The following is a 12,019-nucleotide window of genomic DNA, read 5'->3' on the forward strand; positions in this document are numbered from 1 at the left end:
GCGTTCACTCTCCCGTGGTGGCGGTCGCCGGGCTCGCCTTGTCGGGCGTCGTGCCCTCGCCCGCGAACGGGGTCAGGCGGAACGTCACTGCGGTAGGCGCGAGCGGAACACGATAGGCGGGGAAGGGCTTGCCAACCTCGCTCCATTCCGTATCGCCGCCGACACCCCATTGCGCGGCGTCGACCAGCAATGTGACCTGGCCGTGTGCGACCACGTCCGACGACTTCCAGCTGCCCGGCGTTTTGCGGTCGAGATCGGCATAGGGGAATGCCAGCGCGTTCATCATCAGCGGCCGGTCGCCCTGGACGCGGACGCCGCCCGCGGCACCCGACAGTTCCATCCAGCGGACATCGACCTTGTTCCCAGTCTCTTGCGGGCGGATATAATCGTGGTTCTGCGCCGCGATCGCACCGCGCCACAGGCCGATCGGCGCCGAGGTCTTGCGATCGACATAGCTCTCGTGTGGCCCGCGACCATACCATTCGGCGGTCGTCATATCGGTCGGCATCGCGAACGCCATGCCGATGCGGAACGGCCCGGGCAGGTCCTGCTTGATCGGGACGAAACGGCCGGCGACCCCGACCGATCCGTCTGCCGCCATCGTGTAGCGCGTCTCGAACGACGCTGCGCCATCGCCCAGATCGAAGGTCGTGACGATCGCGTTGGCACCGCGATCGGCCACGACCGACCGCACCTTCCGGGCGTCGCTCATCGTCTTCCACATGGCCAATTGCTTGTCGGTGCCAATGCCGATGTCGTTGTCGGTGACTGCGCGCCAGAAATGCGGCTGACCGCCGCTGGCGAGGGTGCGACCGTCCTTGATATAGGCGGTGACCAGCCCGGTCTTGCGATCGATTGCGAGCGACGCGCCGTTCGCGGCTAGCGTCAGGCCAGCGTTCGTCTGACGCACGGCAACCCCATTCGCCTCGGCGGTCGGCACGGCCGTCGGCGCCGACGACAGTGCGAACTGCTCGAACCCGAGCATCGTGCCGCCCGGTACCAACGGCACCGCGCCGTCTTTCGCGCGGACGCTGACGGTCACGAAATACTCGGCACCGGGGCGCCGAGCGACCGTCGCGACCGGCAACGTGATCGTCTCGGCGGTGCGCGCCGCGGTGGTCAGCCCGGGCAGCTTGCCCGATGCGACCGCGATGCCGTTCTCCTGGATGGTCCAGTCGAAGTCGAACCCCGAAAGGTCGCGGAAGTCATGCCGGTTGCGGACAACGACCTTGCCGCTTGCCGCATCGAAGCCGTCGAACTGGACCGGTGCGTACACCTTGCGAAGTTCGTAGAAGGCGGGGTTCGGCGTGCGATCCGCCTGAAGCAGGCCGTCGCCAAATTCGATGTCGCCGCCCGGATTGGGGCCGTATTCGCCGCCATCGCCCCAATAGCGCTTGCCGTCCTTTGTGTAGCGATACATCGACTGGTCGACCCAATCCCACACGAACCCGCCCTGCAGCTTGTTCGGGTGCGCGTAGATCGTGTCCCAATATTCCTTCAGGTTGCCGCCCGAATTGCCCATCATGTGCGCATATTCGCACTGGATCATCGGCTGCTTGAAGTTCCAGTTGGTCGCGTAATCCTCCAGCTTGACGACCGGATCGTACATCGGCGCATAGATGTCCGCGTAATAATTGGGGCGATGGTCGCTGACGCCCTCATAGGTGCCCCAGCCGAGATAGCTGATCAGGCGATTGGGATCCCGCGCCCGCGCGGCGGCGGCAGCGGCCTCGAAATTGGGGCCGATGCCGGCTTCGTTGCCAAGCGACCAGAAGATGATCGACGGGTGGTTCTTGTCGCGCTCGACCATGTTGACGACGCGGCTGACATGCGCATCCTTCCACGCGGGATCAAAGCCGACCTGGAACTTGGCGCGGGACTCGGGGTGCCGGTTGCCTTGTTCCATATACGCATGGCTCTCGATATCCGCTTCGTCCATGACGTACAGACCATAGCGATCGGCGAGTTCGTAGATGTACGGATCGTTCGGGTAGTGCGAGGTGCGGAGCGCATTGATATTGGCGCCCTTCATCAGCCTGATGTCGCGTTCCATCGATTCGTGGCTGACGACGTGGAAAGTCTCGGGATCATGCTCGTGGCGGTTGACGCCGCGGATCGTGATCGGCTTGCCGTTGACGGTGACCTGCCCGTTCTTCATCGCCACGGTGCGAAATCCGATCGCCTGCGCGGTCGACTGGATCAGGCGGCCCTTGGCATCAGTCAACTCGACGAGCAGCCGATACAGATTGGGCGTTTCCGCGGTCCAGGGCTTCACGCCGGGCACTCGACCGGCCAGCGTCACGGTGCGCGCGTCCTTGCCGGCAGGGACCGCGACGCGGCCTTCCAGCACCTGGCGGTCGCCGTCCATCAGCACGTAGCGGGCGCTGCTCGCGAGACCCGGCGTCACCGCGAGATCGAGGCCGAGCACGCCGTCGCGATAGTCATCGGACAGCGCGGCATGGACGAACGTGTCGCGGATCCGCGTTGGCGGCGCGGCCATCAGGAAGACCTCGCGCTCGATCCCCGACACGCGCCAGAAATCCTGATCCTCGAGATAGCTGCCGTCGGACCAGCGGTGGATCTGGATCGCGACGGTGTTGCGGCCCGGCTTTACATAGCGGGTGACGTCGAACTCGCTCGGCAGCTTCGAATCCTCGGAATAGCCGACCGGCTGACCGTTGACCCAGACCTGATATGCAGAGCCCGCCGCGCCGATATGGAGGATGACGTCCTGGCCCTGCCAACCCGGCGCGATCACGACGTCGCGGCGGTAGGAGCCGACCGGATTCGTTGCGTGCGGGATCAGCGGGCGGTTGGCGGGGAAGGGGTAGGTGATGTTGTTGTAGCGCGGCTGGTCATACCCCTCGGTCTGCCAGTCGGCGGGAACCTTGATCGTCTTCCACGCGGAGGCGTCGTAATCGGGGCGCTCGAAGCCGGTCGGCACCGCGTCCGAGCTTGGCGAAAACTGGAACTGCCACGCCCCGTTGAGCGACTGGAACCGCGCGGACTTCGTACGATCCCCCGAGATGGCGGCATCGCGCGTCTCGAACGGAAAACCGGTCGCGCGCGCCGGCATCTTGCCGCGCGCGAACACCGCAGGATTCTCCCAGTCCGGCCGCGTCGGATCGACCTGCACCGGCTGGACCCGCGGCGGCTGGGCGCCGGGCAGCTCTGCGGGCAGCTCGGCGGGAGCCCCGGCGGGGACCTGCGCGCGTGCGGCGCCGATAGCGGCAAAGTCACCGATCGCGACGATCGCGACCGCACCGAGGAAACCGAATTTTTTCATGCCGAGATCTGGTCCTTGTCAGTCGCTCTTGTACCGAGCGTAGAGGGCGGGGGCAGGATCGTCACCCGATCCCGCCCCCGCGCTGGTCTTTGGGGTATCAGAACGAGAAGCGCACACCTGCGTCATAGCGCGGTCCGAAATTCTGGTACGTCAGCACCTGATTGTCGAACCGGCCGGTGGTGATGTACTTCGCGTTGAACAAGTTGGTTCCCTCCAGGAAGACCTGCGCGAACGGCGTGACGTTGACCGCGACACTGCCGTCGAACTGACCATAATCGCGCACGAACACAGGCTCGTTGCCTGGCCCGCCGGCCAGCGTCTGAAGGAACCGCTCGCGACGGTTATAGGCGATCCGCGCCGAGATGCCGTATTTCTCATAGAAGACGGTGGCATTCTGCGAATTGCCGATGCCTTCCGCGGCGAACGACGTGCCGACCTGCGTGACGTCGAATTCGCGGTTGGTCTTTACGAAGGTCGCGTTCGCCTGGACACCGAAGCCGCTCAGCACGCCGGGCAGCCAGTCGAAGGTGTGCACGAGGTTGAGCTCGAGCCCCTTGACCTTGAGCGACTGCGCGTTGCGCGGCCGGCGGACACTGAACTTCGCGGTGTTCGGGCCGACGATCAGACCACCGACCGGAATGTTGCCCGCGTTGGCGATCGGGAACAGTTCCTCGCCGAAGCTCTGGACGATGAAGTCGTCGATCGTCTTGTGGAAGACGGCCGCCGACAGCGTCGTCGTGCTGGTCGGGTACCATTCGAGCGACGCGTCGTAGTTCGTCGCGCGATAGGGTTTCAGGTTCGGATTGCCGCCGCTCGCGGTCAGCGTGGCGGGACGCAGCGTGTCGTAGCTGAGGCTCGGCGCCAGATCGCCGATCGCCGGGCGGGTCAGCGTCTTGTACGCCGCCAGACGCATCTGGAACTTCGGCGTGAAGCTCAGCTTCGCGTTCAGATTGGGCAGGAAGTTATTGTAGGTCGAACGGCTGTTGACGGAGACGCCGACGCGATTGTTGGCATATACGCCGTTATAGATCGTCGGGTCGCCCTGCACCGGCAGCAGATCGGTCAGCAGGAGCTGCTGACCGCCCGATACCAATTCGGTATATTCATAACGCGCACCGACGTTGACGAACCACGGCATCCCGCCGACGTCGCCGTCGAGGTCCATGTCCGCATAGCTCGCATAGACGATCTCCTTGACGCGGTTGGACGGCTGGCGTGACACCGCATAGCCGTTGCTGGCCGCAAACAGTGCAGCGGTGGTGCCCACTGGCTGGTTGCGCGCGCGATCGAGCGCGGCCGCAGCCGACGCGCTGGTCAGGAACGCGAAATAGCGATTGGCATCGAACTGGAGAAACTGGGTGGGCGCCTGGCCGCTGCTGGCACCTAGCGAATTTGGCGAATACGGGCTCAGCAGCGCAGGGTCGGCGGAGGTCGAATAGCCGCAATAGACGCAGCCGACGTTCGGATCGGAGGTGATCGGCACGTTGCTCTTGTCGCGCGAGGTGCGGTTCAGGCCGAAGCGGATGGTGTCGATAATTCCCCAGCCGGGCTTCCAGTCGGTGTTCCAGCGATATTCGGTCACCTTCTCGGTGACGTCGTTGCCGTTGATCCCGGCGATGTGCGTCTTGCCGCGCGACGGATCGGTCAGCGCGCCGGCCGTATAGCCGAAGGTCGACGGTATATCGTCGTCGCCCGCGGCGGTGAACGAATAGGCGGTTGGCGTCCCGATCACCGCGAAATAGCTCTTGCCGCCGCCCGCGTTCTTCGCGCGCGACCAGGTGGCGTCGAACACCATGTGGACCTGATCGTTCGGCCGCCATTCGGCGTTGAAGCCGCCTTCGTAGGTCTTGGTTTCGCGAACCGCGCCGGACGAGATGAAATCGGCGTTGCCGTTGGTCGTCAGCGATGTGATCGAGCGATTGCCGTCGATCGTCGCCGCGGTGTAGCTCGATGGTTCGAACCAGCTGCCGAGCGCATGCGTCTGGCTATCGCTCTTGAAGCGATTGAACAGGCCGTCGACGGTAAAGGTCAGCTCGTCGGTCGGCGCGTATTGCGCCACCAGCGTTGCACCGAGGCGGGTGCGGTCGTCGGTGGTGGTGCCGACATTCTGGTTGCGCGGCGCGTAGACGTTGGCGAACAGCGGCGTGGCGGTCGGTCCGACCGTCGTGTTCGGGATATAGCCATCGGTGGTGATCGACGTGACCGCAGCCTTCCGGCGCTGGTACGACACCGAGCCGAGCAGGCCGAGCTTGCCGTCGGCGAACGTGTTGCTGAGCAGGCCGAACAGCTGTGGCGTGAACTTGTCGCTGTTCTTCTCGTAATTCGCCTTGCCGGTGAAGACGCCCTTGAAACCCTTGAGCGCGAGCGGCTTGGGGGTCTGGAGGTTGATCGTCGCGCCGATGCCACCGCTCTGCAGGGACGCCTGCGAGCTCTTGTACACCTGCGCGCCGCTGATCAGTTCGGCGGGCAGAAGGTCGAACGAGAACGACCGGTTGTAATTATCGGAGGCGAAGCTGCGGCCGTTGAACAGGACGGTGTTGAAGTTCGGACCAAGGCCGCGGACCGTGACCGACTGGCCTTCGCCGTTGCTGCGGTCGATCGCGACACCGGGAATGCGCTGGAGCGATTCGGCGACGTTGGCGTCGGGGAACTTGCCGAGATCCTCGGACGAGATCGCATCGAGGATACCGGCGGCGTCGCGCTTCTGCGCGGCGGACGATTCGATGCTGCGACGGATGCCGGTGACGACGATGTCGGTTTGGCCGGCGTCGGTCTGGTCCGGCAGGGTTTCGGATGCGGTGGTCTGGGTATCCGCCTGTGCTGCCTGCGCGATCGCGGGGACCGCGGCGATCAGCGCGCCCATCGCGCTGGCGAGGCCACACGCCGTGTACAGCGTCTTATACTTCGATTGCCCGTATTTCCGCATCGCTCTCCCTTTCGACATTGATCTTGTCCCGCTTCGCTTGAGCGGATTACAAGGATTGGCTACAGTATTATCTTATAAATACAAACCCAAAAAATGGCGTATGGGACCGCAGCGCTGTAAGCTGCGGAAAACAGGAGAAGCGATGCCGGACGCGGACAATTCCCCAAGTGCGGTGCAGACCGTGGTGGTGGTCGGAGGGGGCTCCGCGGGGTGGCTTGCGGCGTGCCGGCTGGCAGCGCGCTCGGTCCAGACCGGGAGCAGATTGACCGTGCGGCTGGTCGAATCCACCAACGTGCCGAGCGTCGGCGTCGGGGAGGGGACGTGGCCGACGATGCGCAACACGCTGCGCAAAATCGGCATCGACGAAACGACCTTCATCCGGTCGTGCGACGCCGCACTGAAGCAGGGCGCGCGGTTCGTTGGCTGGACCGACGGCAGCGCCGACGACGCCTACTACCACCCCTTGAATCCTCCCGCAGGCGCCGGCGACATCGATCTCGCCCCCTATTGGCTCGGCCGACCGATCGCAGGTGCGAGCGCCGATGCGGCAAGCTTCGCCGACTGGGTCGATTACCAGGCGGCATTGTGCGACGCGGGACTCGCCCCCAAGACTATCACCGCCCCCGAATATGGCGGCCACGCCAATTATGCGTACCACCTCGACGCGGGCAAATTCGCGACGCTGCTGCGCGATCACGCGGTCAATTCGCTTGGTGTCGAGCATGTTCTTGGCGATGTCGTTCGTGCCAACCAGGCGGACAACGGCGATATTTCCGATGTCGAACTGGCCGATGGACGCAGGCTGGCCGGCGACCTGTTCGTCGACTGTTCGGGGTTTGCCGCGCTGCTGATCGGCGGGGTGTACGATGTCCCGTTCCGCAGCTGTCGCGACATATTGTTTGCCGATCGCGCGCTGGCAATGCAGATTCCCTACCAGACCGAGCACGATCCGATTGCCTGCCACACCATCTCCACCGCGCAGGACGCGGGCTGGATCTGGGACATCGGGCTGTGGACCCGGCGTGGCGTCGGCCATGTCTACAGCAGCGCGCATACCAGCGACGACGAGGCGGAGGCGGCGTTGCGGCGTTATGCCGGGCCTGCCGCCGAGCAGCTGCCGGTTCGCAGGATCACCTTCGAGGGTGGCCACCGCGAACGATTCTGGCAGAACAACTGCGTGGCGATCGGTCTGTCCGCGGGGTTCATCGAGCCGCTCGAGGCGTCGGCGCTGATGCTGATCGAGACCTCGCTCGATGCGCTCGTCGACCGCCTGCCGCAGACGCGATCGACGATGGATGCGGTCGCGCGGCAGTTCAACGCGACGTTCCAGCATCATTGGCAACGGATCATCGAGTTCCTGAAGCTGCATTACGTCATCACGCAGCGCCGCGATACGGCGTTCTGGCGCGACAATGTTGCCGCCGCGTCGATCCCCGACGGATTGCAGGAACGGCTCGACCTCTGGACGCACCATTCGCCTGCACCGCAGGATTTCGCGCACGCCCGCGAGGTGTTCTCCTGGCCGAGCTACCAATATGTCCTTCACGGGATGCGCTTTGGCGGAAGCTATCGCGGCCAGCCCGCCACCGCCGAGGGTAGTTCGGCCGCCGCGCTCGTCGCGCGCAACGCCCGCGTGCGCGCCGAGCTGGTGAGCAAGATGCCGCGCCACCGCGATCTGCTGCGTGCGGTCCGCGAACACGGGCTGCAGCGGGTATGAGTATCGTTCGCCCGCTCAACCTTGCGGATCACGCATCGCTTCGCTTAGACCACACCGTGGTCGGTCCGGCGCAGCGTATCGTCCAGATCGGCCTGTCCGAAATACCGCTGGTCGCTGCCGACATGCCGATCTGCCTCGCCAAGGACGCGACCACCGGCAGGTTCAACCTCGTTGCACTGGTCGGTCTGGTCGATCCCGCCAATCTGTTCGTCCATGATCGCCACTTCCACGCGACCTATTGCCCGCGTGCGCTACAGCTGACGGCTTTCCGGCTCGATGCAGACGGAGCCGCCGGATTGGCGGTCGACGCGAGCGATCCCGCGGTCGGCGCTGCGGGCGATCCGCTGTTCCAGGGCGGCGCGCCGACTCCGCTCGCAACCGGCATTGCGGCGGCGCTGGAGCGGCTGGTCGTCGATATCGGCGCGGCGCGGGAGCTCGTCGAGCGTTACGCGGCGCTGCGCCTGATCCGGCCGCTGCATCTCGTGTTGCAGGATGACGATCGTGAAGACCACGTCATAGACGGGCTATACACAATCGGTAGCGAGCAGCTGATGCAGCTGAGCGACGACGCGGTCCTGCGCTTGCACAGGTCCGGTGCGCTCGCGTCGGCCGCGCTGCTCACCGCGTCGCTCGCACAGGTCGAGCGGCTATGCCAACTCCATACTGCGCGTGGCGGCCGCCCGCTGCGCATCGCCCGCCTGGCAGCCGACGATGGCCTGGGCGCGTTCTGACTCCTGCCGTCCATTGCATTCGCGGCGGTCAGCCGGGCTGGGATATGAGGGTTGGCCGCGTTCGGGATACGCCTACCGTGACGATGCCCGACACCGATACTGGTGCGGCCGTGATCGCGACTGTTGCTTCCGGGACTTATCAGTTTCTGGGCGAGAGTCCGCGTTCGACCGGCGCCGCATTCGGCGCCGCGTTCGGCGCTGCAGCCGGGTTGCCGGGCTGGGCCGGCGAACCGATGCGATGACGATCCCACGCCGCCATCGCATACCCAATTCCGGCGCGGATCGTGTCCGCTCCCACGCCGTCTCGCGCCTGGATCGAAACGCCCAGCAATAGCCCATCGTAAAGCGCGACCAGCCCTGCGACGTCCGTAGTGAGATCGAGATCGCCCGCGGCGACACCCGCGGCGATGCACCGGTGCAACGCCTGTCGCGTGACCTCGCGTTCGGCTTTGGTCAGGGCCCTGATCGACGCGCCCGCCTCGGATGAGATTGTTGCGGACAGCGTGATCATGCAGCCCTTGGGATGCGCAAGGTCGGTCTGCACCGCGACCGATGCCACCAGCGCCTGTTCGAGGCGGGCGCGTGGCGCTAGCCGGTCGTCGTCGAGCGCGCCGACGATCCCACCATGGCGATCAAGATAGCGCTCCAGCGTTTCGCGGTAGAGCGCTTCCTTCGAACCGAACGCCGCATAGAAGCTTGCCGATGAGAGGTCGCCCATCGCGTGACGCAACGTGAGCAGCGATGCACCCTCATAGCCGTGTTCCCAGAACAGGTGCATCGCGCTGTCCAGCGCCGCATGCCGATCGAAACCGCGCGGTCGTCCGCTTCGTGCCATAGGTCTCCGCTCCCGAAGTTTTAGACTAATCGATCCATTATTCGTTGACAAGTCGGCGATGGGGGCCGAACGGACTGGATCAATCGATCCAGAAGTGAGTATCCCGTGCGGCCATTGCCCATCCCGACCGATGCCGGCGCGAGCGAGACGCTGCCGATCTCCGCGCTGCTGGCGCTGGCGATGACCGGGTTCACCGCGATCCTGACCGAGACGCTTCCCGCCGGGCTGTTGCCGCACATGGCGGCAGGGCTGGCGGTATCGGAATCGCTCGCCGGGCAGACCGTCACGGTCTATGCGGTAGGGTCGCTGCTCGCGGCGATCCCGCTGACGCTGTACACGCAAGGCTGGCGGCGCAAGCCGACATTGCTCGTCGCGATCCTCGGCTTCCTGATCTTCAACTGTGTTACCGCGATGTCGACCTCCTACGTGCTGACGCTGGTCGCGCGGTTTATGGGGGGAGTCGCGGCGGGGCTCGGCTGGGGAATCATCGCGGGTTATGCGCGGCGGATGGTCGTCGCGCCGTTGCGCGGCAAGGCGCTGGCGATCGCGATGGTCGGCACGCCGCTCGCGCTGTCGATCGGCGTCCCGCTGGGCGCGATGCTGGGCACCACGCTCGGCTGGCGGATGGCGTTCGGGTTGATGTCGATCACGACGCTGGCGCTGATCGGCTGGGTGTTATGGCAGGTGCCGGACTTTCCCGGTCAGCCCGCCGAACAGCGGCTGTCGATCGTACGCGTATTCCGCACGCCGGGCGTACGCACCGTGCTCGTCACGCTGTTCGCATGGATCACCGCGCACAATATCCTGTACACCTATATCGCGCCGGTTGCTGCGCTGTCGGGCGTGCAGCGCAGGCTCGATCTGGTGCTGCTCGCGTTCGGCGTGGCCGCGCTGGTCGGGATCTGGGTGACAGGCGTGCTCATCGATCGCGCGCTGCGACCGCTCGTGCTGGTCAGCCTGACGGCATTTGCGTCGGTGTCGCTGGCGTTCGCGCTGTTTGCGAGCGTCCCTGCGGTGACGATCGTCGCGACGATCCTGTGGGGGCTGTCGTTCGGCGGCGCCGCGACGCAGCTTCAGACGGCGCTGGCCGATGCCGCGGGCGAGGGCGTCGATCTTGCGAACGCGATGCTGACGACGGTCTGGAACGGGGCGATCGCGGCGGGGGGCATCATTGGTGGCGTGATGCTCGAGCATGCCGGCGCCGGCTCGCTCGCCTGGGCGGTGCTCATCCCGACGCTGGCCGCGCTCGTGGTGGCGGTCCAGGCGCGCCGCTACGCCTTCAAGCCCGGTCCCAGGGCCTTCGCATAATGCGCGCTTCGCGCGCACTTTACAGGAGACTAATCCGATGAAAGCCTATCAGATCGGCGCCCAGGACGGCATCGACGCCCTCGTCGCGACGACGCGACCCGAACCCGTCGCCGGGCCCGGCCAAGCACTGGTGGCACCGCGTCTCGTCGGCTTGATCAGCCGCGACGTGCAGCTGTTGCGCGGCGTCTACGGCGCTCGCCAGCCGGCGACGCGTATTCCGATGTCGGAAGGCGTCGGCGAGGTCGTCGCGATCGGCGAAGGCGTAACACAGGTCGCGATCGGCGACCGCGTCGTCTGCGGCCATTTCGCGAGCTGGGTCGATGGTCCGTTCCGGTCGGACGTCTTCGCGCACGATATCGGCATCACCCACGATGGCTGGCTCGCCGAGCGCGTCGTGCTCCCGGCTGCGGCATTGATCCGCGTGCCTGACGCACTGGCCGATGCCGATGTCGCGGGGCTCGCCTCCGCCGCGCTCACGGCCTGGAATGCCCTGATCGAGATTTGTCACGTCAAGCCCGGCGACACTGTCCTCTGCCTCGGCACCGGGAGCGTCTCGCTTGCCGCATTGAAGATCGCCAAGGCGCGAGGGGCGCGCGTCGCGATCACCTCGTCGCACGATGCCAAACTCGCGACCGCGCGCACGCTCGGCGCGGATATCGCGATCAATTACCGGACTTCGCCCGACTGGGCGGCCGAGGTGATCGCGCAGACGGACGGGAAGGGAGCCGATATCGTGATCGAAACCGGTGGCGCCGATACGCTGGGCCGGTCGATCGCGGCGGCGGCGACCAGCGCGCGGATCATCGTCATCGGTGTTTCCCCGGGCGAGGGCAATGCGATCCCCGACTATCTGTCGCTCATCCTCAAGAACGTCACCATCCGCGGGATCGCCAATGGCAGCCGCGCGATGTTCGTCGACCTGCTCGACGCGATGGTTGCGAACGGTATGACAACCGTCGTCGACCGTGTTTTCCCGTTCGCCGAGGCACCGGATGCGGTCCGCTACTTCGCCGCTGCCGGACATCTTGGCAAGGTGATGATCGCGGTCTGACCTTACCCATCGTCAGGGGCACGAAGTCAGCGCCGCGCCCCTGACCGGCGCGCGGTCCGCCGGGACGACGACCGCCACGCTCCGCCGTGGATAAAGGCCGCTACCGGCATGGCGCCAAACCCGTGTCGAGATACCCATCGGTTCTGCGAAACGCAGAGATTGCCG

The 12,019-nt window shown here is 65.7% G+C and carries 7 protein-coding genes; 4 read left to right on the forward strand and 3 right to left on the reverse strand.

The genetic code is table 11. The features are described 5' to 3' along the window. Nucleotides 1-4: 4 nt before the first annotated feature. Both ASE88_RS15180 and ASE88_RS15185 read right to left on the reverse strand, forming a co-directional pair. Nucleotides 5-3,286 carry a glycoside hydrolase family 2 TIM barrel-domain containing protein gene (locus ASE88_RS15180; RefSeq protein WP_056479068.1) on the reverse strand — a complete coding sequence of 1,094 codons (3,282 nt, stop codon included), beginning with the start codon at nt 3,284-3,286 and terminating at the stop codon, nt 5-7. A 97-nt stretch (nt 3,287-3,383) separates the two neighbouring features. Next, on the reverse strand, nt 3,384-6,230 hold the full coding sequence (locus ASE88_RS15185) for a TonB-dependent receptor (protein ID WP_082466567.1): 2,847 nt from the start codon (nt 6,228-6,230) through the stop codon (nt 3,384-3,386). 124 nt (nt 6,231-6,354) lie between these two features. Here ASE88_RS15185 and ASE88_RS15190 point away from each other — a divergent pair, with 124 nt between their 5' ends. Together ASE88_RS15190 and ASE88_RS15195 are read left to right on the forward strand one after the other, a co-directional pair. Then, on the forward strand, nt 6,355-7,929 hold the full coding sequence (locus tag ASE88_RS15190) for a tryptophan halogenase family protein (protein WP_056479682.1): 1,575 nt from the start codon (nt 6,355-6,357) through the stop codon (nt 7,927-7,929). Further along, nucleotides 7,926-8,660, forward strand: coding sequence for a SapC family protein (locus ASE88_RS15195; protein ID WP_055877453.1), 735 nt, complete (start codon nt 7,926-7,928; stop codon nt 8,658-8,660). Before ASE88_RS15190 ends, ASE88_RS15195 begins: the two co-directional genes overlap by 4 nt. A 139-nt stretch (nt 8,661-8,799) precedes the next feature. Here the strand turns inward: ASE88_RS15195 and ASE88_RS15200 are convergent, their stop codons facing one another. Further along, nucleotides 8,800-9,495 carry a TetR/AcrR family transcriptional regulator gene (locus ASE88_RS15200; protein WP_082466568.1) on the reverse strand — a complete coding sequence of 232 codons (696 nt, stop codon included), beginning with the start codon at nt 9,493-9,495 and terminating at the stop codon, nt 8,800-8,802. A gap of 105 nt (nt 9,496-9,600) precedes the next feature. Here ASE88_RS15200 and ASE88_RS15205 point away from each other — a divergent pair, with 105 nt between their 5' ends. Both ASE88_RS15205 and ASE88_RS15210 read left to right on the forward strand, forming a co-directional pair. Beyond that, nucleotides 9,601-10,803 carry an MFS transporter gene (locus ASE88_RS15205; RefSeq protein ID WP_235525705.1) on the forward strand — a complete coding sequence of 401 codons (1,203 nt, stop codon included), beginning with the start codon at nt 9,601-9,603 and terminating at the stop codon, nt 10,801-10,803. A 37-nt stretch (nt 10,804-10,840) separates the two neighbouring features. Continuing rightward, nucleotides 10,841-11,854, forward strand: a complete 1,014-nt coding sequence (locus ASE88_RS15210; protein WP_056479076.1) for a zinc-dependent alcohol dehydrogenase family protein — start codon at nt 10,841-10,843, stop codon at nt 11,852-11,854. Nucleotides 11,855-12,019 lie beyond the last annotated feature (165 nt).

Source organism: Sphingomonas sp. Leaf38, assembly GCF_001421825.1.
Classification (GTDB): Bacteria; Pseudomonadota; Alphaproteobacteria; order Sphingomonadales; family Sphingomonadaceae; genus Sphingomonas.

Bases quoted from the DNA above. Each gene is read 5' to 3' on its own strand.
- ASE88_RS15195 (WP_055877453.1), top strand. From the start codon at position 7,926: ATGAGTATCGTTCGCCCGCTCAACCTTGCGGATCACGCATCGCTTCGC.
- ASE88_RS15200 (WP_082466568.1), bottom strand. From the start codon at position 9,495: ATGGCACGAAGCGGACGACCGCGCGGTTTCGATCGGCATGCGGCGCTG.
- ASE88_RS15210 (WP_056479076.1), top strand. From the start codon at position 10,841: ATGAAAGCCTATCAGATCGGCGCCCAGGACGGCATCGACGCCCTCGTC.
- ASE88_RS15180 (WP_056479068.1), bottom strand. From the start codon at position 3,286: ATGAAAAAATTCGGTTTCCTCGGTGCGGTCGCGATCGTCGCGATCGGT.
- ASE88_RS15190 (WP_056479682.1), top strand. From the start codon at position 6,355: ATGCCGGACGCGGACAATTCCCCAAGTGCGGTGCAGACCGTGGTGGTG.
- ASE88_RS15185 (WP_082466567.1), bottom strand. From the start codon at position 6,230: ATGTCGAAAGGGAGAGCGATGCGGAAATACGGGCAATCGAAGTATAAG.